The organism is Actinoplanes sp. NPDC024001, assembly GCF_040638955.1.
In the GTDB taxonomy this organism is placed as follows: domain Bacteria; phylum Actinomycetota; class Actinomycetes; order Mycobacteriales; family Micromonosporaceae; genus Actinoplanes.
Window position 1 is genome coordinate 16,740 of record NZ_JBEZZB010000074.1, and the last position, 21,151, is coordinate 37,890.

At 72.1% G+C, this 21,151-nt stretch carries 19 protein-coding genes; 8 read left to right on the forward strand and 11 right to left on the reverse strand.

Translation table 11 applies throughout. The features are described 5' to 3' along the window. Positions 1-9: 9 nt before the first annotated feature. From rph to AB0F81_RS27050, 3 genes are read right to left on the reverse strand one after another with little or no spacing between them, the layout of a single operon-like run. Positions 10-2,583: a rifamycin-inactivating phosphotransferase gene (gene rph, locus AB0F81_RS27040; RefSeq protein WP_360201598.1), complete on the reverse strand. Its 2,574-nt coding sequence runs from the start codon at positions 2,581-2,583 to the stop codon at positions 10-12. Continuing rightward, the gene (locus AB0F81_RS27045) at positions 2,580-3,455 is read right to left on the reverse strand and encodes an alpha/beta hydrolase (protein ID WP_360201600.1); all 876 of its coding nucleotides are present in this window, start codon (positions 3,453-3,455) and stop codon (positions 2,580-2,582) included. Before AB0F81_RS27045 ends, rph begins: the two co-directional genes overlap by 4 nt. A gap of 29 nt (positions 3,456-3,484) precedes the next feature. After that, on the reverse strand, positions 3,485-5,140 hold the full coding sequence (locus AB0F81_RS27050) for a hypothetical protein (protein WP_360201602.1): 1,656 nt from the start codon (positions 5,138-5,140) through the stop codon (positions 3,485-3,487). A gap of 143 nt (positions 5,141-5,283) precedes the next feature. On the opposite strand from AB0F81_RS27050, the gene AB0F81_RS27055 reads away from it, so the two are divergent. Then, a complete protein-coding gene (locus tag AB0F81_RS27055) occupies positions 5,284-8,148 on the forward strand; it encodes a BTAD domain-containing putative transcriptional regulator (protein WP_360201604.1) in 2,865 nt (954 codons plus the stop codon). Here the strand turns inward: AB0F81_RS27055 and AB0F81_RS27060 are convergent, their stop codons facing one another. Further along, positions 8,149-9,252: an SGNH/GDSL hydrolase family protein gene (locus tag AB0F81_RS27060; RefSeq protein WP_360201606.1), complete on the reverse strand. Its 1,104-nt coding sequence runs from the start codon at positions 9,250-9,252 to the stop codon at positions 8,149-8,151. Positions 9,253-9,342: 90 nt separating this feature from the next. Between AB0F81_RS27060 and AB0F81_RS27065 the strand changes: the two genes are divergently transcribed. Then, the gene (locus AB0F81_RS27065; RefSeq protein WP_360201608.1) at positions 9,343-9,513 is read left to right on the forward strand and encodes a hypothetical protein; all 171 of its coding nucleotides are present in this window, start codon (positions 9,343-9,345) and stop codon (positions 9,511-9,513) included. 54 nt (positions 9,514-9,567) lie between these two features. On the opposite strand, the gene AB0F81_RS27070 is transcribed toward AB0F81_RS27065, so the two are convergent. The 3 genes from AB0F81_RS27070 to AB0F81_RS27080 form a co-directional block, all read right to left on the reverse strand. Beyond that, the gene (locus AB0F81_RS27070; protein ID WP_360201610.1) at positions 9,568-9,954 is read right to left on the reverse strand and encodes a hypothetical protein; all 387 of its coding nucleotides are present in this window, start codon (positions 9,952-9,954) and stop codon (positions 9,568-9,570) included. 207 nt (positions 9,955-10,161) lie between these two features. Continuing rightward, on the reverse strand, positions 10,162-11,724 hold the full coding sequence (gene murJ / locus AB0F81_RS27075) for a murein biosynthesis integral membrane protein MurJ (RefSeq protein ID WP_360201649.1): 1,563 nt from the start codon (positions 11,722-11,724) through the stop codon (positions 10,162-10,164). An 84-nt stretch (positions 11,725-11,808) separates the two neighbouring features. Next, positions 11,809-12,186: a VOC family protein gene (locus tag AB0F81_RS27080; protein ID WP_360201612.1), complete on the reverse strand. Its 378-nt coding sequence runs from the start codon at positions 12,184-12,186 to the stop codon at positions 11,809-11,811. A gap of 59 nt (positions 12,187-12,245) precedes the next feature. On the opposite strand from AB0F81_RS27080, the gene AB0F81_RS27085 reads away from it, so the two are divergent. Further along, positions 12,246-12,785, forward strand: coding sequence for a histidine phosphatase family protein (locus AB0F81_RS27085; protein ID WP_360201614.1), 540 nt, complete (start codon positions 12,246-12,248; stop codon positions 12,783-12,785). 13 nt (positions 12,786-12,798) lie between these two features. Here AB0F81_RS27085 and AB0F81_RS27090 read toward each other — a convergent pair whose 3' ends face one another. Continuing rightward, a complete protein-coding gene (locus AB0F81_RS27090; RefSeq protein ID WP_360201615.1) occupies positions 12,799-14,004 on the reverse strand; it encodes a helix-turn-helix transcriptional regulator in 1,206 nt (401 codons plus the stop codon). A 100-nt stretch (positions 14,005-14,104) separates the two neighbouring features. On the opposite strand from AB0F81_RS27090, the gene AB0F81_RS27095 reads away from it, so the two are divergent. Both AB0F81_RS27095 and AB0F81_RS27100 read left to right on the forward strand, forming a co-directional pair. Then, positions 14,105-15,430, forward strand: coding sequence for an MFS transporter (locus tag AB0F81_RS27095; protein WP_360201616.1), 1,326 nt, complete (start codon positions 14,105-14,107; stop codon positions 15,428-15,430). Positions 15,431-15,520: 90 nt separating this feature from the next. Beyond that, the gene (locus tag AB0F81_RS27100) at positions 15,521-16,015 is read left to right on the forward strand and encodes a hypothetical protein (protein ID WP_360201618.1); all 495 of its coding nucleotides are present in this window, start codon (positions 15,521-15,523) and stop codon (positions 16,013-16,015) included. Positions 16,016-16,022: 7 nt separating this feature from the next. Here AB0F81_RS27100 and AB0F81_RS27105 read toward each other — a convergent pair whose 3' ends face one another. From AB0F81_RS27105 to AB0F81_RS27115, 3 genes are all read right to left on the reverse strand, one after another. Further along, positions 16,023-16,316, reverse strand: a complete 294-nt coding sequence (locus AB0F81_RS27105) for a hypothetical protein (protein ID WP_360201620.1) — start codon at positions 16,314-16,316, stop codon at positions 16,023-16,025. Between the two features lie 45 nt (positions 16,317-16,361). Next, the gene (locus AB0F81_RS27110; RefSeq protein ID WP_360201622.1) at positions 16,362-16,787 is read right to left on the reverse strand and encodes a response regulator; all 426 of its coding nucleotides are present in this window, start codon (positions 16,785-16,787) and stop codon (positions 16,362-16,364) included. Between the two features lie 217 nt (positions 16,788-17,004). Further along, positions 17,005-17,820, reverse strand: coding sequence for an SAM-dependent methyltransferase (locus tag AB0F81_RS27115; RefSeq protein WP_360201624.1), 816 nt, complete (start codon positions 17,818-17,820; stop codon positions 17,005-17,007). A gap of 113 nt (positions 17,821-17,933) precedes the next feature. On the opposite strand from AB0F81_RS27115, the gene AB0F81_RS27120 reads away from it, so the two are divergent. The 3 genes from AB0F81_RS27120 to AB0F81_RS27130 are packed head-to-tail and all read left to right on the forward strand — an operon-like array spanning position 17,934 to position 20,588. Then, positions 17,934-19,172, forward strand: a complete 1,239-nt coding sequence (locus AB0F81_RS27120) for a GAF domain-containing protein (RefSeq protein WP_360201626.1) — start codon at positions 17,934-17,936, stop codon at positions 19,170-19,172. A gap of 50 nt (positions 19,173-19,222) precedes the next feature. Further along, positions 19,223-19,627, forward strand: coding sequence for a RidA family protein (locus AB0F81_RS27125; RefSeq protein ID WP_360201628.1), 405 nt, complete (start codon positions 19,223-19,225; stop codon positions 19,625-19,627). Position 19,628: 1 nt separating this feature from the next. Further along, on the forward strand, positions 19,629-20,588 hold the full coding sequence (locus AB0F81_RS27130; RefSeq protein WP_360201630.1) for a serine hydrolase domain-containing protein: 960 nt from the start codon (positions 19,629-19,631) through the stop codon (positions 20,586-20,588). The last annotated feature ends 563 nt before the right edge of the window (positions 20,589-21,151 follow it).

The window sequence follows — 21,151 nt, forward strand, 5'->3', positions numbered from 1 at the left end:
TGGCGTGGCTCAGTCGAGCAGCTCGACGTAGCCGTCCGTGCCGTGCACGCGGATGCGCTGCCGGTCGCTGATCAGTGTGGTGGCGTTCTCCACGCCGACGACGGCCGGCAGCCCGTACTCGCGGGCGATCACCGCGCCGTGGGTCATCAGGCCGCCGACCTCGGTGACCAGGGCGCCGACGGTGACGAACGCCGGCGTCCAGCTCGGGTCGGTGTAGGCGGTGACCAGGATGTCGCCGGGTTCCAGGTCGGCCTCGGCCATGTCGAGGACGACCCGGGCCCGGCCCTCGACGGTGCCGGCCGAGACGGGCAGGCCGGCCAGCGCGCCGGGCGGCAGGTCGGCGCGCCGGTAGGCGCCGGTGACGGCTTCGCCCTCCGACGTGAGCACGCGGGGCGGGGTGAGCGCTTGGAACTGCGCGAACGCCTGCCGGCGTTCGCGCAGCAGCCCGTCATCGACCTGGCGGGTACGCACGACCTCCGTCAGCTCCGGCACGGTGAGGAAGAAGATGTCCTCGGCGTCGTGCAGGACGCCGGCCTCGACCAGGCGGCGGGCTTCGGCCAGCAGCGCCTTCTTGTAGACGAAGTAGCGGCTGACCAGGTGGTACTTCGGGTACTCCCGGTAGCCGATGAAGGTCCGGACCCGGTCGATCATCCGCTTGGTCTCGGTGGCCTTCGCCTCGCCGCCGGGCAGCTCCCGCAGGCGGGCCAGCAGGTCGCGCTCCTTCTCACGGGCCTCGCGCAGGCCCTGGGCGAAACGCCGCTCGCGGGCGCCGGGTTCGGCGTTGCGGACGTTGCTGAGGATCATCGGCACGATCGCGGTGGGGTGTTCGCTCCACCGGGGCCGGGTGATGTCGATCTCGCCGACGCAGCGCATGCCGTACTCGTCGAGCCAGGCCTGGATGGCGTCGCGCGCCTGCTGCCCTCCGGGCAGCCGCGGCAGCGCGCCGAGGAACCCGTCGTCCGCGGCGCTCTCCAGGACTGCGATCACTTCCGGGTACGGGCGGACCGCGTCCGCGACGTCCAGCAGCGCCAGCCCCATCTCCGAGGTGACGTTGTGCGCGGCGGACTGGGTGAGCGTGTCGGCCGCGCCCCGTTCCCCCAGCCAGGTCTGCAGGTTCTCGTTCAGCCACCAGGTGGCGTCCATCCCGGCCATGATCGCCTGCAGGTTCCGGGGCTCGAAGACCTGCCGCCGGATCGCCCGGATGTCGGACTCGACGAACTCCAGCAGCTCCGCGCCGGACCTCGCGCCGATCTCCCGCCGCAACGTGTCGAGGGAAGCCACCATCCCCTCGATCAGGGCGGTGACGATCGCCGGATCGGTCGCGAGCGGCTCCGGCTCGGGCCGGTCACCGGCCGGGGCGGCCTGCGGTGCGGCCGCCGTGGGCAGGAAGCCCTCCCGGTCGGCGACGGTCCGCAGCGCGTCGCCCATCAGCGGATCCGAGCGTTCGATCGCCTGCACCATGGCCGGATCCGTCAGGCGCGGGGTGACGTCGACGAAGAGCCGCCCGCCCGCGTCGACCATGGGCGCCGGGGAGGTCAGCTTCCACACCGACAGCCCCAGCGGCCGCATCGCCTCGGTCATCATCTGCTGGTGGCCGACCGAGAGGTAGACGTGGTTGCCGTCGTCGGCGGCCTCCGGGATCGGGAACAGCGTGGTGATCGGCCGGCTCTGCACGATCGCGAAGCCGTCGTCGTCGCGGCACCACTCGATGTCCTGTGGGCTGCCGAAGTGCGCCTCGACCACCCGGCCGAGCTCGGCCAGCCGTACGATCTCGGGGTCCTGCAGGACCGGAAGGTCCTGGCGCTGCGGCTCGACCTGCTGGTGTTCGGTGCCGCCGCCGGGCGCGGCGTGGATGGCGAGCCGCTTCGCGGCGATCTTGCGGGTCACCACGGCGCCGTCGCGAACCCGGTAGACGTCGGCGTTGACCAACCCGGAGACCAGGGCCTCGCCGAGGCCGAACCCGGCGTCGATCGAGGTCACCCGCCGGTTGCCGGTCACCGGGTCGGCGGTGAACAGGATCCCGGCTGCCGTCGGAAAGACCATTTCCTGTACGACGACAGCCATCCGCACCGTGTGGTGATCGACCCCGGCGCGCAGCCGGTAGGTGACCGCCCGCTCGGCGAACAGCGACGCCCAGCACCGGCGGACGTGGTCGAGCACGGCCGCCTCGCCGATCACGTTGAGGTAGGTGTCGTGCTGGCCGGCGAAGGAGGCCGCGGCCGAGTCCTCCGCGGTCGCGCTGGACCGCACCGCGTAGGCGGTCCCCTCCCCGAGCGCGTGGCTGATCTCCGCCGCCAGATCGTCCGGCACGGCCAGCGTCTCGACCGTGTGGCGCAGCCGCGCGCTGAGGTCGCGGATCGCGTCCCGGTCGCCGGGGTCGAGCTCAGCCAGCCGGGCGAGCTCTGCGGGCAGCGCCGGCGTCTCGGCGATGATCCGGTCGAAGGCGGCGGTCGTGACGCAGAAGCCGGGCGGGACCCGGATGCCGTCGATCCGCGAAAGCTGCCCGAGGTGGGCGCCCTTGCCGCCGGCGAGGTCGATCCGCGTCCGGTCGAGGTCCTTCAGATTGATGACGTAGCGGGTCACCGCTCACCGCCCTCTCGCATCGTCGCGTCGTCGCCTCGCGGCGTCGCCTCGTCGCGTCGTCGCGTCGCGTCGTCGTCGTCGTCGTCGAGGAAGTCGCTCAGCGCTCGCACCCAGGCATCGTGCTGCTCCAGGTGAGCATCATGACCGGCGTCCGGGATGACGACGTGCCGGGCGCCGGGCCGTAGCTCCCGCATCCGCCGGACCTCAGGATCCGGCAGGATGCCGTTCTCTCCCTCAACGAGCAGGGTGGGCGCGGTGATTCTCTGCCATTCTGCCCACCGTGCCGCATTCGCCACCGGCGCGATCGCGTTTCGCATGACGTCGGCGTCGAACCGCGGCCACAGTCCGTCGCCGCGATCCTCCAGATCGCGGAGCCATGCCCGGGCTATCGGCGTCGAGCCCAGGAATTCGGCGGCGGCCGCGGCGCCGGGGAACGGCACCGGCCAGGAGGCGAACCAGGCTTCGAGCTCGGCCGGGTAGTCCTCGCCGCTGCTTCCGCCGACCCCCGCTTCCAGCAGCACCAGCCGGCGCACCAGCGCGGGGTGGTCCGCAGCCACCAGCATCGCCGTGTGCCCGCCCATCGACTGGCCCACCAGCGACACCGGTTCGCCGGCAGTGAGCGTGCGGATGACCGCGACCACGTCCTGAACGTAGGCCTGCCGGGACAGATCAGCGGGCCGGCGCGTGGAACGGCCGTGCCCGCGTTGATCCACGGCGATGACCCGGTGGCCGCGCCGGATCAGGGACTCGGCGGTGGGCAGCATCTCCTGAGCGCTCCCGGCCAGGCCGTGGAGCAGGACGACGGGGTCACCCTCCCCTCCGTCGAGGCAGCAGAGGGTGACCCCGTCACGGTAGATCTCGGCCCGCTTCACACGGCCGAAGATCGCACTGATGGGCCCCGTCAGGCAACCGGCGCGAGACCGATGTCGACGACGGTGTCGCCGGCGTCGGTGACCTCCACGACGGCGCTCCAGCCGCGGTTGTAGTAGCCGCCGACGCTGCCGACCACGTCCGAGTCGGTGGCGTCGTCGCCCGCGTCCGGGGTGGTGAACTCATACGGGATGCCGTCCATCAGGTAGACGTTGGCGACGTACCGGCCGGGCTTGAGCCGGGTGGAGTAGACGCCGCTCTCGTCGACGTAACCGCGCGGCACGTCCCAGGTCGGCTCGGTGCCCTCCAGCACGAACTCGATCTTGCCAACCTTGCCGTACGCGCTCGGCTCGCCGGCGTCGCGCTGCCCGTCACGGTCGTTGTCGAGCCAGGCGTGGCCGCTCATCGTGCCCTCGGCGAAGTAGACGGTGCCGCCCTGGGCGGAGTTGTTCCCGGTGTTCTCCTCCGGGCTCGTCGTGGCGACGGTGGCGGTGAAGTCGAGCGGCCCGTCCGGGGTGCCCGCAACGGCGACCAGCCGCATCCGCAGCCGGTTGTAGAGCTGCGCCACGTCGTAGGCGCTGTCGCGGGCGCACTCGACGGCCCGCTCCGCTGTCGTGCAGGTCCAATCGGCGGACTCGGGATGGAGAGAGACGACCCGGACGGTCGGGGGCAGCGGGACCCGGACCTTGACGTTCTCGGCCGGGCTGCCGCCGGCGTTGTCCAGCTCGACGTGGAGGTCGAACTCCTCGTTCGCCTTCACCTGGTAACTGGGCACGGCGGAGACGCTGGTGACCATGACGTCGGCCGGGCGCGGCACCACGTACCGGAAGGAGGTCTGACCGCTGTTGTTGCTCAGCGACCGCTCGGTCGCCGTGGTGGAGACCGATCCGCTCATGGTGACGGTGTCGCCCACCGTGCCGGCCGGCATCGCGATCGTCAGGTTCAGGTACGCGGACTCGCCGGCCCCGAGCGTGCGCCCGTTGGTGCAGGTCCAGGCCGGAGCCGAGGTGTCGCAGGTCCAGTCCTGGCCGGGGTCGACCGTGGCCGCGGCCGGCGGCGTGAACCGGAAGCGCACGCCGGGCGCCGCCGCCGTGCCGATGTTGGTGGCGAACGCCTGAACGAAGGCGCGCGCACCCATGCCACCCAGGTACGACACGTCGCTCGACTCCGGGCGCCACTCGAACGCCAGGTCCGGCTGGACGATGTAGCTGACCGAGACGGCGGCGGTGTTGTTCGTCTTCGACGACTCCCGGCTGGGGGTTTCCGCCGTCACGGCGATGGTCGCCGTCTGGCCGTGCGTGCCCGCCGGGAGGACGACCGCCAGGCTCAGGGTGGGAGCCGCCGTGCCCGCGGCGACATCCCCGAAGGAACAGGCGCTCGCGGCGACGTCGCAGGTCCAGCCGTCCGGCAGCTCGCCGTAGCGGAACGTCGCGCCGGCCGGCAGGGCGAGCTTCAGCGCACCGGCGGAGGCCTTCGTTCCGCCGATGTTGCGTAACGCGACGTCGACGACGACCGTGGCGCCGTCCGGACCGGCCTCGCTCCGATCCGCCGTGAGGCCGACCACCAGATCGGCGGATCTCGGAGCGGCCGCGGCGGGGCTTGCGGGCAGCAGCGTCGCAAACGCGGCGGCCGCCAGTGCCAGCGCCGAGGTGAGGCGCGTACGCGCGGATGCCGGTGAGTGGAACATGATCCCCCTCTTGCTGTGCGGGATGAGCGCTGTCGATGCGCTCGCACTGGAAAGAGCGTTCAGCGGATCTTCGGCGTTACACCCCCACGACTCCGGCCCGGCCCGGCTCCTATGATCACGTCACTCATCAGGGAGGACCAGAGTTGACGAGGCCACTGGACATCGGCGTGCTCGGCCGGACGAGTGTGCTGGTGGACGGCGCCGAAGCGGCGATCGGCGGTCCCGGGCCACGGGCCGTGCTGTGCCGGCTCGTGGTGTCAGCCGGCCTGATGGTGACCGACGACGAACTGATCGACGCGGTCTGGCCCTCCGATCCACCGCCGTCGGCGAAGGTGACCCTGCAGGGCCACATCGCCACCCTCCGCCGGGCGCTCGAACCCGAACGGGCAGCGCGGCGCCCGCGCGTGCTGCTGCGCGGCGGAACCGGATACACCCTGACTCTCGACCCGGACGCGGTCGACGCCTTCCGCTTCACCACATCGTCCGAGCTGGGGCGCGCCGAGCTGGCCGCCGCCCGGCCGGCCGAGGCCGCCCGCGCCTTCGGGCAGGCGCTGGCGCTGTGGCGCGGGCGCGCGTATGCCGACTGTGCCGGCCGCGCCTTCGCCGACGGCGAGTCGATGCGCCTGGAACAGCTGCGGGTGGACGCCGAGGAGGGACGGCTGGAGGCGGAGCTCGCCCTGGGCGATCACGTCTCGGTGGCGGCCAGGCTGGGCGTCTTCACCAAGGAGCATCCGCTGCGCGAGCACGCCTGGACGCTGCTCGCGACGGCGCTCTACCGGGCCGGTCGCATCGGGGACGCGCTAGCCGCGCTGCGCTCGGCACGGGACGTTCTCGCCGAGGAACTCGGCACCGACCCCGGACCCGAACTCGAAGCCCTCCAGAACGCCATCCTCTGCCAGGACCCGCGACTGCTCGCCGTACCGGAGCGGGCCGAGATCGCCGCCGCACCGGCGCCCGAGGTCCGTACCGGAAACCTGCCCGCCGCCCTGTCCACCCTGACCGGGCGCGGCCGCGAACTCGAACAGCTCACGGCGCTGATCGACGAGCACCGGCTGGTCACGCTGACCGGCACCGGCGGGATCGGCAAGACCCGGCTGGCGGTCGAGACGGCCCGCCGGCACGGCGGCGGCGACGGGCCGTGGCTGGTCGAGCTGGCCGGCCTGCACGATCCGACCCTGATCGCCGACACCATCGCCGGCGCCCTGTCGATCGCCGCGAACGGCAACCCGGCCGTGCTGCTCGACGCCCTGCGGCGGCGTACCACGCTGATCGTCCTGGACAACTGCGAGCAGATCGTCGACGGCGTCGCGGAGTTCGTCACCACCTTGCTGCGGACCTGCCCGAACGTGCGGGTGCTGGCCACCAGCCGGGAGGTGCTGCAGGTCGAAGGAGAGCGACGGTTCGAGGTTCCGCCGCTGTCGGCCGGTACCGCGGGTGAGGCCGTCGAGCTGTTCGCGCAGCGGGCCGCGGCGGTCGACCCCGACTGGGCCACCGGCGTCGACGGCGCCCGCGACCCGGTGGCCCGGCTCTGCGCCGAGCTCGACAACCTGCCCCTGGCCATCGAGCTGGCCGCCGCGCAGTGCGCCGTGCTCTCCGTCGACCAGCTGGCCACCCTCGCCCACGACCGGTTCGCGGTGTTGCGCGGCGGACCGCGCGGCAACCGCCGGCACGCCACGATCCTCGCGACCGTGCAGTGGTCCTGGGACCTGCTCTCCGACGCGGAGAAGGAGTCCTTCACCGCCCTCGCGGTCTTCGCCGGCGGCTTCGACCTGCGCGCGGCGATGGTGGTGACCCGGAGCACCGACATCTTCGCGCACCTGGACACCCTGACCGCCAAGTCGATGGTCACCGTCGTCGGCGGCAACCCGCGCCGCTATCAGATCCTGGAGACGCTGCGCCAGTTCGCCGACCGGCAGCGCACCCCGGAACGCACCGCCGAGCTGCGGAAACGGCATGCGGCATGGGTTTGTGAACTCGCCGACGAGGCGGTCGACGCGTTGCGTGACGCGCGCAGCGCCCAGTGGATGGCCCGGCTCTCCACCGAGCACGCGAACATCCGGGCCGCGCTCGACCACAGCCGGGACGATCCGGCCGTCAGCCTGCGGATCTGCGCCGGCATGTACTGGTACTGGTATCGGACCGGGCACATCACCGAAGGCCTGCGACACGTACGGCCGGTCGTCGACCACTGGCGTGACGCGGAATCCGACAGCGCACCCGTACGGCTGCGGATCCTCACGACCATCGGCCTGGCCGTGCTCAGCTACCTCGGCGGGGATCTGCCCTCGGTCGGTGGGGCGCTGGCTCACCTCGGCCGGCTGGCCGCCCGGTGCGACGATCCGATCGCCGCCGGTGAGGCGCTCACCACGATCGCGTACTTCGAGGCCGGTGGCGGCCAGGTCGTCGAGGCGGAACAGCACGCCGGCGCCGCCTTGGGGCTGGCGCGGGCCAACCAGGCGACGCGGACCGAGGCCGAGGCGTTGATGAGCCTCGGCACCGCCTACTTCCGCGCCGGTGACCTCGACCGGGCGGCCGCGGCGCTCACCGACTCGATCGAGGCGGCCGAGCGGGCCGGGCACGCCTGGTGTTACGGCTCCTCGTCCTGGCTGCTGGCCAAGTGCCGGGTGGCGCAGGGCCGCTTCGACGCCGAGGTGGAGCGGATGCTCGTCGACGGGCTGGCGCGCATCTATGCCGAGGGCGACCGCACCTCGTGGATCGTCCTGCTCACCACGCTCGCCTATGTGCGGTACCGGCAGGGCCGGGCGGAGCATGCCGCCGAACTGCTGGCCGCCGCCCTGCATCAGGGCGAGCTGATCGGCTTCTCGCCGACCCTGATGGATCCGGTCGACCTCGGCCGCTACGTCGATGAGATGACCGGGCGGCTCGACGACGTGGTGCCGGCCGAGGTCGCGGCCCGGGGCCGCACGCTGGACCACTCGCGGATCGCCCTTCTCGCGGCGAAGGGGACGGTCCCTGAGGACCCGTCCCCTTCGCGTGTGTTGCGGTGATCAGCTGGTCGCGATCCAGCTCAGCGAGTTGTACAGCTGGTTGCTCCACGCCAGGTGCCCGGCGGCGTTCGGGTGCATGGTGCCCTTGATGTCCTTCTGGAACCACATGCTGTCGTTGAACGTGTTGATGAGCTTCTTGGTGGAGCAGTACCCGTTACGGGTGAAGTCCGGCGCCGGGATCAGCTTCCAGACCGGCTTGTGGCCGACGGTCCGCCGGGCGTTCGCGTCGGCGACCGCCTTGGCGAGCATGCCGTTGAGCTGGGCCAGGTAACCCCGCATCACCTCGTTCTCCGCCGCGGTGAACCCTTCGACGAAGAGTCCGCCGGTGCTGTTGCAGGCGTTGCCGTTGGCGTCGTTGAACAGGTCCGGGTACGCGGTGAGGTACACGTAACTGGCGTTGCCGTCGAGGTACCGGTACCTGCCGTTCTCATCCCCCTGGATCGCCGTGATCAGGGAGTTGAGGCCGATCTCGAGCCGCGGGGTGTCCCAGGCGACCATCTTGCGGGTCTTGCTGTCCCACGGCACGCAGTTGCCGAACGAGCAGTCCTGCAGGATGTCCGCGTAGCTCAGGTCGTTGCCGCCGATCGAGATGCTCAGCGCGTCGATCTTGCGGCTGCCGTACTTCGCGTTGACCTGGGCGATCTGCGAGGGCATGCCGGTGGAGGTCTGCCCGGTCAGGATGCCGCCGTCCTTCGTCCCGTTCAGCCCCATCGACCAGTCCAGGGTCGCCCCGCTGCAGGCGAAGCTGGAGTAGAGGATGTTGCCGGCGTACTTGTTGTTCTGCGCGAGGCGCTTGGCGGCACGCAGCGGCGCGGACAGCGAGGACCGGTGGCACTTCTCGTGGGTCCACGGCTGCAGGGTGTCCGGGGCGCCCTCGCCCGAGCCGAACGAGTCGCCCAGCGCGACGTACAGCGGCTCGTACCCGCCGGGTCGCGAGGGTTTGACCGGCACGGGTATCGGATCCTCGACCGGATCGTCGCAGTTGCTCAAGTCGCCGCAGGGAGCGGCCACCGCCGGTTGCGTGATCGCGAGTTCCGCGCCCACCAGGAGGGTCGTCGCCGCCAAACCGACTCCGAGCAGCCGGCGGAACTTGTTGAGCTTCATCTGGATGTTTCCTCTTCGGTAGTTCGTGTTGCTCGTTGCTGTTGAAAAGGAGCATCCGGATGCCGCTGGCGATTCACTGGTGATCCGCTGGTGGTGACCGCGCTCTTCGACGGCCACGGCGCGGCGGCGCACCTGGTGGTGCTTCTCGGCCGGCCGGCCGCCGGTCTGGCGATGTGCGTGGCCGGTCAGCGCCGCGCCGCCCGCTCGAACCCGGCGCCCGAGCCGGCCGCCGAGCCGATGGCCGTCCCCGCAGCCGTCTGAACCGCCGGAGCGGGAAAGGCCGGGGCCGCGATCGCGGCCCGGCCGTCTTCGCTGTTACGCCGGATCACCGGCCGTCACCAGCGCCCGCATGGCTTCGGGGTTGCGGGGCAGCCCGTAGGCACCGATCAGGCCCAGCGCCACCAGGGCCGTCGCGGCCACCGGCGCCTCCGGATCGGCGACCGCGGCGGCCAGCGGGCCGCTGCTGAGCGCCGCGTCCTCACTGAACCACGCCAGCGCATAGGCGGCCGCCACCCGCAGGGGCGGGTCAGCGTCGGTCAGCAGGTCGCAGAAGAGCGGCACCCCGGCCCGGACCGCGTCGTAGACGCACAGCTCGATGTGCGCGAACATCCGCTCCTGATCCGGCCCGTCCAGCGACTCCCAGTAGAGAAAACTGCTGTCGTCGTCCTCCTCACCGGTCGGGACCGGCCGGCCGCGCAGCACCTCGGCGCCGCCGACCGCGTCGCGCCGATAGTCGGCGACCGGGAACGTGCCGGGCAGCCAGGACTCGTCATATCCGATCGCCAGCGAGGTCAGCAGGTCGAGGATGGCCGGCCGGTCCGGTGTCGCGGGGTCGGCCAGCAGCTCCAGCAGGAAGGGCGCCGCGGAGGAACTCGCCTCATAGCGCGAGCCTTGATGGAGTTTCGGGTTTCACCAGGTCCGGACGCCGGGCAGCGCCGCGTTCAGCAGATGCCGCAGTTCAGCCAGGCGCAGCAGCCGGCCGGCGGCGAGGTAGCCCACTCCCCCGGCGAGCGCGGCGAGACCCCCGGTGACCAGCGCGTCCACCCACGCCGAGGCGTCCAGCGCCGGCGCCAGCGCCCACCGGGTGAGCAGCGCGCAGCCGGCGCCGCAGGCCGCCGCGGCGAAAACCCGGGCATGGGTACGGATCAAGCGCTTGCCGTCGATGAACCCGAGCCGCCGGCGCAGCACCACGGCGGTGAGGCTCAGCCCGGTGGTGTAGGCGACGGCGTACGCGATCGGGATCCCGATGACGATGTCCTCGGCGGACAGCAGCCACCCGGCCGCGGCGCAGCCCGCCACCCCGACGCCGGCCACCACAGCGGTGATCACGGCCGCCGTCCTGGTGTCCTGCAGCGCGTAGAGCCCCCGCTGCATGATCGTGTAGCTGGTGAACGGCACCAGCGTCAGCCCGTAGGCCGACAGGACCAGGCCGAGCACCCGTACGGTATCGGTGTTGCTGTTGCCGTGATCGAAGAGCACGGTCGCGATCTGCGGTCCGAGCAGGATGAACGCCGCCGCGATCGGGGCCATGACGACCAGGGCGGTGCGCACCGCCCCGGACAGCCCGGCGATGACCCGCTGGTGTTCGTCCCGCGCGGCGTACTGGCTCAGCCGCGGCAGCATCGCGGTCATCACGGAGACGGCGATGACCGCGAACGGTACGTGATAGATCGCGTTCGCGTTCTGGTAGGCGGTGATGCCGCCCGGCCCGCTCCACGAGGCCGCCCGGGTCGCCGCGGCGACCAGGATCTGCGTGGTGACGACCGACAGCAGCACCCAGCTGCCCAACTGACCGATCCGCCGGATCGCGATGCCCCGCGGATCGAGGCGCAGGCGGATCGGGAACCCGGCCCGGCGCAGCGCCCACACCACGAGGGTCATCTGGGCGAAGACGCCCGCGGTGGTGCCGACCGCCAGGAGCAGCAGGTGGCCGTCCGCCAGGGTGGTCGTGGTGCTGCCGCCGACCGCCGCATAGCTCAACCCGACCGCGATCACGATGACGCTGTTGCACAGCGGCGCCCACGCCGGCGCGCCGAACCGCCCGCGGGTGTTCAGGATCGCGGCCGCGGTCGCGCTGATGCCGTAGAACAGGATCTGCGGGAAGAAGTACCGGCTGAAGACGATCGCCAGGTCCCGCTGCTCGGTGGTGAAGCCGGGCGCGTAGATGTCGATCAGCAGCGGCGCGGCCACGATCGCCAGCACGGTGATGCCGCTGAGGACGTAGATGATCAGGGTGAGCAGCCGCTGCGCGTACAGCACCCCGCCGTCGGGCTCGTTCAGCGCCGCCCGGGTCAGCAGCGGCACCACGACGCTGGCCATGGTGCCGCCGACGATCAGCTCGTAGACGGCGTTCGGCAGGGTGTTGGCGATGTTGTACGTGTCCAGCAGCCGGGTGCCGAGCCCGAGCGCCGCGGCGAGCACCACGATGCGCACGAACCCGGCGATCCGGGATGCCAGCGTGGCGACCGCCAGGTTCCGCCCGGCCTGCCTGATCGAAGATCCATCCGTCACGGCGACCTGTCTACCAGCGGCGCGCCCGCCGCTGTGCCGGGTGGGTCAGCCGTTCGGCCGGTAGTCGATCGCCTGCAGCGACCAGCTGTTGCCGTCCGGGTCGCGGAAGTGCACGAAGTTGCCCCACGGCTGCACGTCCACCTCGCCGGCCTCGACCCCGGCGTCCAGCAGTTGCTTGCGGGCGTCGTACGCGTTCGCCACCACGATCTGGATCTCCTGGCTGCCCGGCGCCTTCTCGGTGAGGCCTTCGCCGATGGCGATCGAACAGGCCGATCCGGGCGGGGTGAGCTGCACGAACCGCAGGCCCTCCCGCACGGTGTAGTCGTGGTCGGCGTTGAAGCCGATCCGCTCGTAGAACGCCTTGGCCCGGTCCACGTCGGTGACCGGGACGGGGATGAGCTCAATCTTCCACGTTGCTGTCATGCCCTCATCCTCCCGCCTATTGCGGCCACTTCCCGACCGCTTTTCGATAGCATCGGGCAATGTCGATCGCGGTGGTTTTCGAGACGCATGCGTTGAGCGAGGACAACGAGCGCGGCATCGCCACCGGCTGGCTGCCCGGGCGTCTCAGCGCGCAGGGCCGCGCCGACGCGGCGGCCATGGGCCGCCGCCGGCGGGACGACGGCATCGCCGCGGTGTTCAGCTCCGACCTGCGGCGCGCGGCCGATACCGCGCGGATCGCCTTCGGCGACACCGACATCCCGATCCTGTACGACTGGCGCCTGCGCGAATGTGACTTCGGCAGCCGCAACGGCTCTCCCGCCGACGAGGTCAAGAGGGACCGCCTGGACTTCTGCGACCGCCCCTATCCCGGCGGTGAGAGCCACGCGCAGGCGATCGCGCGCGTGTCCAGGCTCCTCGGCGACCTGCCGACCCGCTGGGCCGGCCGGCGCGTCATGCTGATCGGCCACCTCGCGACCTATCGCGCGCTGGAGCGGGCGACCACCGGCCGTACCGTGCGTGACCTGGTCGCCGACACCTTCACCTGGCAGCCGGAGGGCTGGGAGTTCCGGCTCGGCTGACCAGCGTGCCGGATCAGCCGACCTGCATGCGCTCGTGCAGGCCGCGCAGCTCCGTGCCGCCGGCCTGTCGGCGGGAACGGTCGAGCAGCAGGCGGATGGTCGCCGCGAGCTCGGCCGACGTGCGGACGTGCTGGGGTGCGACGCGTTCGGCGGTGAGCAGGAAACGGACCGCCTCGCGGTCGCGCCCGCCGATGCGGGCCAGCGCACGGGCGGTGTCGGCGTAGTAGAAGACCTGCCGGACACCGACCGGGATGGCCGCCGGGTCGGTGCGCCGGGCGATCTCCACGACCCGGCCCGGGTCGCCGTCGTCGACCTCGATGCTCATCCGCCAGATGTCCACGTTGGTGGGGCCGAAGAACATGCTCAGCGTGTCGGTCTCGCCGGTGCGGCGGGCCAGCGCCGCCGCCTCGGTGAGCCAGTCGCGGCTGTCGTCGAGGCGTTGCCGGCAGCGGCTGGCCAGGGCGGCGACCAGGTGCAGCGAGCCGAGCACCTCCGGGCCGCCGGGACGGCTGAGGTGGCGGCCCAGGTCGTCGACGGCCCGCTCGGCGATGGTTTGTCCACGCTGGTGCGAGCCGCATGCCACGGCGGCTCTGGCCAGGGCGTACGCCGCGGTGCCCCGCAACACCGGATCGCCGGAGGCGTCCGCCGCGTCGCGGCATCGTTCGGCGCCCAGCCAGGCGTCCGCGGGGTGCCCGAGGCTGCGCAGCACCGAGGACGCGATGGACGTCGCGTCGCAGAGCAGGCGCAGCGCCTCGCGATGGTCCGGGCCGGCGGTCTCGATGTGCAGGTCGCGCAGCAGGCCGGGGAGCAGGCGGGCGGCGCCGGCGTAGTCGCACGCCTGGTGCAGGGCGTCGGCCAGGGCCACGCTGCGGGCCAGGTCGGCGAGCGGTGGCGCGGACCCGTCCGGTGACTCGGTCAGGTCGATGTCGACCAGGGCCCGGCGCAGGCCGAGGACACCGGCGCGGGCGGCGGCGGTCGCCCGGTCGGGGGCCGGCACGTCGGCGCCGGCCAGGTCGGCCGGAGCACACTCCAGCGCACCGGCGATGGTCGCCAGCATGAACCGGTTGTCGGCCGCCTGCAGCCCCCGTTCGATTCTGCTCCAGGTGGCGTGCGAGATCCCGGCCCTGCTGGCGGCGTACCGGACGCTCCATCCGCGAAGCAGCCGGCGCGTGCGGATCCGCTCGCGGACCTCGGGATCGGCGCCGCGTCGTGACGTCATACGGCCGACCGTAGCGGCGCCGCGGCGGGGACCGGTGCAACCCTGTACCACCGCGTCACTCCATCGGCGTACTTTGATGGAGTTCCGGGTACCCGATGGCATGTCCGCAGCCGCGCACCCGCGTACCCCGTCGTCGCCGCGCCGGGTCATCGTCGCCAGCCTGATCGGCACGTCGCTGGAGTGGTACGACTTCTTCCTCTACGGGTCGGCCGCCGCGCTGGTCTTCGGGGAACTGTTCTTTCCGCAGTTCGAGTCGCTGACGGCCACGTTGCTGGCGTTCACCACGTACGCGGTGGGGTTCGTCGCCCGCCCGCTCGGCGGGGTGGTCTTCGGTCACTTCGGTGACCGGGTCGGCCGCCGCAACGTCCTGGTGGTCACCCTGCTGCTGATGGGCGCGGCCACGTTCGCGATCGGGCTGGTGCCGACGTACGCCGCGATCGGCGTGGCAGCGCCGATCCTGCTGGTGGTCCTGCGGTTCCTGCAGGGCCTCGGCCTGGGCGGCGAGTGGGGCGGCGCCGTGATCATGTCGGTGGAGCACGGCGATCCGCACCGGCGCGGCCTCAACGCCAGCTGGCCGCAGGTGGGTGTGCCCGCCGGGAACCTGCTGGCCGCGGGCGTGCTGTGGATCCTCAACAGCATGCTGTCGGAGTCCGCGTTCCTGTCCTGGGGCTGGCGGGTGCCGTTCCTGCTCTCCGGCGTGCTGGTCGTGGTCGGCCTGTGGATCCGGCTGGCCATCAGCGAGTCGCCGCTGTTCGCCGAGGTCGAGCAGTCCGGGGCGAAGGCGAAGTTGCCGCTGGTGGAGGTGCTGCGCCGGCATCCGCGTGGCCTGCTGGTGGCGATGGCCGCCCGGATCGGGACGGACGTGGCGTTCTACACCTTCTCCCTCTACATCCTGACCTACATCACCGGCACGCTGGGCCTGCCACGCAGCGTCGGCCTGGCGGCCGTGCTGATCGGCTCGGCCTGCCAGCTCGCCCTGATCCCGGTGTTCGGCGCGCTCTCCGACCGAATAGGCCGGCGGCCGGTGTACGCCATCGGCGCCGCCAGTGCCGCCGTCTGGGCGTTCGCGTTCTTCCCGCTGCTGGCGACCGAGAACCGGGCGGTGATCGTGCTCGCGACCGTGGTGGCGCTGGCCACGCACGCGGCGATGTACGGCCCGCAGGCGGCGTTCATCGTCGAGCTGTTCAGCACCCGGTTGCGCTACTCCGGCGCCTCGATGGGCTACCAGATCGCCGGCATCCTCGGCGGCGCTCTCGCGCCGATCATCTCGATCAAGCTGGTCCAGGCCACCGGCAGCGCGTTCGCGGTCTCGGCGTATGTCCTCGCGGCGCTGTTGATCACGCTGGCGGCTCTGTGGTTCGCGCCCGAGACCTCCCGGGTGGATCTGCACGCCGAGCATCCGGACGCCGCCGAGGCCGGAGTGTGATCGCGCCTCATCCGGCACTCCAGCGCACGCCGGTTACCGGTCTCGGCGACGTTGCCGAACGGGACGGCAACCGGGCTTAGCGTGGACGGCATGTCGTACGTTGCCAGCCGCGACGGCCGCAAGAGCCGTCGCGCCGCCGACCGGGATCCGTCCGTCCCCGGCCGCCTCGACGATCTGCACGGCCACAGCGTCGGCGTTCTCGAGGTGCCCCACCACATGGCCGCCGGCCACCCCAGCCGCCGCCGCTTCGACCTCGAGGACCCCGCCCAGCGGCGCAGCGCCTACCAGCACGTACTGTGCGAGGCGGCGAACTGCTGCGAGGTCGAGGATCTGCTGAACCCGGACCTGCTGCGCCGGGTGTGGCGTGACCTGCACCTGCCCGCGAAGGTCCGGCAGGCGTGGGAGAGCAAGCATCCGAGCCTGCGCCAGACGAGCGTCGCCCGCACGTCGTCGATCCGCAGCGTCTTCACCGGCGAGGCCGCGGCCGGCGGCAGCCGCCGCAGCAGGGACGCGGTGCGCGGCACCACGATCCGCGGCCGCGTCCGGACGATCCGGGGCCAGGCCGGCCTGCCGGTCGCGGTCTAGCCGGCCCTCAGGGGCGGGGAGCGGTCCGCGTCCACGCGCGTTCCCCGCGCCGGCCGGTCGCCGCGACACAGCGCGGACAGATGTAGCGGACCTCGTCCTCCGCGGTGATCACGTCGGTCGCCCGGAAGTCGAAGCGCACGTGCGGGAACCGCCGCAGCCGGGTCCGGCTCAGCGCCAGCCCGCACAGCGTCTGGTTCATGCCCGGCGTCCACGCGTGCACCTCTCCCCCGGGCTGCCGGACACCGTCGTCCCCGACGAATTCGCTGGAAGCCGCCACCGACGCGGCACGTGGTCTGGCCATGCCCGCGGGATTCCCGTTCCTGGCCGGGATATGCCCGGCCGGCCGTCACGGAGCGGTGCGCCAGACCTCGAAGCCGAGCACTTCGAGGGATCTGACGATCGCGGCCAGGCAGGCGAAATCGACCGGCTTGGCCGCGTAGCCCTGGACCGGCAGGAACTCGGCGCGCAGGATCCGTTCGGCGGCCGGGGAGTCGGTCAGCAGGACGACCGGCACGTCGTGGGTCTCCGGCCGGGAGCGCAGGCGGTGCAGCACGGTCCGGCCGTCGTGGCCGGGCAGGTTGACGTCGAGCAGCACCAGGTCGGGGACCGCCGGCTGGGCGAACGGCGCCGCGCCGTCGAGGTAGGCGAGCGCGCGGGGCACGTCGTGGGCGACCTGCACCCGGTTCACGAGCCGGTGGTCGCCGAACTCCTCCCGCATCAGCAGGGCCTCGGCCGGGTCGTCCTGCACGACCAGCAACTCGATCTGTTCCATGCCGCGGCTCATCCTCACCGTGCCCGTTTCGTCCCGCGCTGCCGCGCGAGGACTCGATGGTAGGGACTCGCCGGATCATGTCCGGCGCGGCTGATCCCGTCACGGCCGCCACCGGCAAGCGCCCTCACCAGGCGATATCCATATCCGTTCCCGCTCCGGCCGCACGGCGAACTGTCATGAGACTGTCACGAGAACGGAGGGACACTGAGACACCGGCTCAGGGTTTGCGGCCCACCGCGGTCCACACGTTGATGTCCGAGCGCGCCGGGATCTCCGCGCCGGGCTCCGGGCGCCACTCGCTGGCCGGCACCACCCCGGGCTCGACCAGCTCGAGGCCGTCGAACAGCTCGGCGAACTCGTCGCGGGTGCGGGTCCAGACGTCGGACCTGCCCTGCTCGACGAGCTGCTGGTAGAGCGCCTGCTGCTCGGCGGTGCCGAAGTCGGAGGTGGCGTGGGTGGCGACCAGGTAACTGCCGGACGGCAGCGCGTCGAGCAGCCGGCTCACGATCGGTTTGGCGGCGCCGTGCCCGTGGATGAAGTGCAGCACGGCGATCAGCATCAGGCCGACCGGCTGCTTCAGGTCGAGCGTCTCGTGCAGCACCGGGTCGGCGAGGATGGCCTCCGGGTCGTTGAGGTCCGCCTCGATGTAGGCGGTGCGGCCGCCTGGGCTGCTGTTGAGCAGGGCGCGGGCGTGCACCATCACGAGCGGGTCGTTGTCGACGTACACGACGCGGCTGTGCGGGGCGTGCCGCTGCGCGACCTCGTGGGTGTTGTCGGCGGTCGGCAGACCGGTGCCGATGTCGAGGAACTGCTCGATCCCCGCCTCCGCGGCGAGGAAACGGGTGGCCCGCTGCAGCAGCGCCCGGTTGGCCAGCGCGCCCAGGCGTACCTTCGGGAAGTGCCGTTCCAGCTCGTCGCCGGAGGCCCGGTCGGCGGCGAAGTTGTCCTTGCCGCCGAGCCAGTAGTTGTAGCGCCGGGCCGGATGCGGCTGTGTGGGGTCGATCCCCGCGGGGGCTGATCTTGTGTCATCCACAGCGTGCACGATAGCGCGGCCATTGTGGAGAACCGAGCCGTCCGCCGCGTGCTCCGGTAGGCTGCCCCGGCGGCGCCGGCAATCTGCTGCGCTGCGGACGAGAGGCGGAGTTCATGACGGCGGTTTCAGGTCGGCGACCGAACGCGGCAGACGAGGATCTGCGCCCGCTGTTCGGCCGGTCCACCGCCGTCTTCGCCTCGCTGGCCGGGCCGGAGCACCTGGTGGAGACGGCGAACCCGGCGTTCCTCGCCACCATCGGCGAGGAGCGAGCCCGCAGCGGGGTCGCTCTCGCCGACCTGATGCCCGAGCTCGACCAGGTCTACCGCACCGGTGAGCCCCACACCGGCCGGGATGTCCGGATCCTGCTGGGTGCCGGCCCGCAGGCACGCGAGGCGTTCTTCGACGTCACCTACGAGCCGCGGCAAGACGCCGACGGCACCGTGACCGGGGTCCGGGTGATCGGCGTGGAGACCACCCAGGTCAAGCAGGCCCAGCGGCTGATGGCGGAACACCGGGCCCTGCTGGAGCAGATCGCCCGGCAGGCGCCGCTGGCCGACGTGCTCGACGGCATGGCCCGCTGCATCGAGGATCTCGCACCGGACGAGGTGCTGGTCTCCGTGCTGCTCGCCGACCCCGACGGCCGGCACCTGCGGCACGGCGCCGCGCCCAGCCTGCCCGGCTTCTACAACGAGGCCATCGACGGGATCGCCACCGGTGAGGGCGTCGGCTCCTGCGGCACGGCCGCCCACCGGCGGCAACCGGTCATCGTCACCGACATCGGCACCGACCCGTTCTGGGACGACTTCCGGGAGCTGGCCGGACGGGCCGGGCTGGCCGCCTGCTGGTCGACGCCGATCCTGGCCCGCGACGGCGGCCTGCTGGGCACCTTCGCCATGTACCACCGCACTCCCCGGGTGCCGCAGGAGACCGACCTCGCGCTCGCCCGGGTCTTCGCCGGCACCGCCGCCCTGGCGATCGAGCGTCACCACATCGAGCAGGCGAAGGCGGCCGCCGAGGAACGCGCCAAGGCGGCCCACGACGAGCTGGCCACGGCGATGCGCGCCGAGCGGGAGCTGCGGGCCGAGGCCGAGCAGCGCGCGGCCACCGCCGCGGAGCTCACCGCCCGGATGCGGGCCGCGGCAGCCGCCCAGGCCGCCGCGCCGCACCCCGACGCCTGCCAGCTCGGCGGGGCGCAGGGCTGCACGGCGCCGGCCGAGATCAAGGTCGCCGATTCCTGGGGGGACTCGGCGTGGGGCTGCCCCACCCATGTCGAGGAGGCCATCCTCAACGTGCGGTCGGTCTTCATCGCCAGCGAGGAGCTCGGCGGCCTCGCCGCCTACGTCAACCGCTGACCGACGGTTATTCGGTGTACGCCTCACCGGGGCGCGCCGAGAATGAGCCGGTGATCGACAAATTCAATCCGTCCACCGTCCATGAACCCGCCGGCTACAGCCACGTGACCATCTCCGACGCCGGCCGGCTCGCGCACCTGGCCGGCCAGTGCCCGCTCGACCTGTCCGGCGCCGTGGTCGGTCAGCCCGGTGATTTCGCCGCGCAGACCGAGCAGGTGATCGCGAACTGTCTCGCCGTGCTGAAGGCCGCCGGCGCCACCCCCGAGGACGTGGTCCGGTCGGTCGTCTACGTGGTGAGCCCGGACAGCGAGGTCCTGGCCGGGGTGTGGGCGCAGCTCACCGCGTCACCGCTGGCCGGCGCCTTCACCACCGCCAGCACCCTGCTGGGCGTGGCGTCGCTCGGCTACCGCGGCCAGCTCGTCGAGATCGACCTGACCGCCGCCCTGCCCGACTGACGTGACCTCACCGCACCGGATCGCGGCCCTGATCGAGGCCGCCGGCTACGGACCCGACGACGCGATCGTGGTCGGCGCGCGCCAGGGCGACGCGCCGGCGATCTGCGTCGCCGCCGGCCGCACCGCGGCCGGCGCGCCGATGACGACCGGCACGGTCGCCTACACGGCGTCACTGTCCAAGCAGATCACGGCCGCTTGCGCCGCGCTTCTGGTACGCCGTGGACAGCTCGACACCGAGTCGGCCCTGCAACGGTGGATGCCCGAGCTGCCCACCTGGGCGTCCACCGTGCGGGTGCGCCACCTGATCCACCACACCAGCGGCCTGCCCGACGTTCTCGCCTTCGACGACCTGCAGCGGGCCGGGCTCGACCGCACCACCGGCGGCGTGCTCGAGGCGCTGCGCCAGGCCGACCGCCTCGACGGCACGCCGGGGGCAGCGTTCCGCTACTGCAACGCCGGCTATGTCTGCCTGGCCGTCGTCGTCGAACGCGCGACGGGCCGGCCTCTGCCCGACTTCGCCCGCGAGCAGATCTTCGAGCCGCTCGGGATGGCCGACAGCCGCTATTGGTCCGGCCCGGCACCGCATCCGCCCGGAGCGGCGCCCACCGCCGTCCACGAACCCGCGGCGTTGTCCCTCGGTGACGGCGGCGTCTGGTCCACCGCTGCCGACCTGCTGCGCTGGGACCTGGCTCTGGAACGCGACGAGCTGGGCGTCTCCGCACTGCTGCACACGCCCGGCCGGGCGAACGACGGCACCGAGCTGGACTACGCGTGGGGGCTCGGCGTCCGCACACACGCGGGTAACCGGGTCTACCGGCACGGCGGCCTCTGGGCCGGCCTGAGCAGCCAGCTCGTCCGCATCGCCGACCGGCGTTCCGGCTTCGTGATCATCGCGCTGGACCACGACGAGGATCGCACGGCCCGCCTGGCCACCGCCCTGATCGACGACCTCACGGCCTAGCTGCGACTGTCGCCCTTGGGCAGCCCAGCAGCCACCGCTAACAACCCTGAGCAGCAGCCGACACACCGGCTGACCCTGAGAGCCGCCTCGGACGCCGCAAAACGCCCCTGAGCAGCAGCTGAGACATCGGGCTGCCCTCCAGAGCCGCCCCAACCCCACAAAAACAACGCTGAGCAGCAGCCGACACATCGAGCTGGCCTTCAGAGCCGCCCCAACCCCCGCAAAACAACCCTGAGCAGCAGCCGACACATCGGGCTGACCCCCAGAGCCGCCCCAACCCCCACAAAACAACCCTGAGCAGCAGCCGACACACCCGGCTGACCCCCAGAGCCGCCCCAACCCCCACAAAACAACCGTGAGCGGCAGCCGACACATCGGGCTGACCCCCAGAGCCGCCCCAGCTCCCACAAAACAACCCTGAGCAGCAGCCGACACACCCGGCTGACCCTGAGAGCCGCCTCGGACGCCGCAAAACGCCCCTGAACAGCAGCTGAGACATCGGGCTGCCCTCCAGAGCCGCCCCAGCTCCCACGGAACAACCCTGAGCGGCAGCCGACGCATCG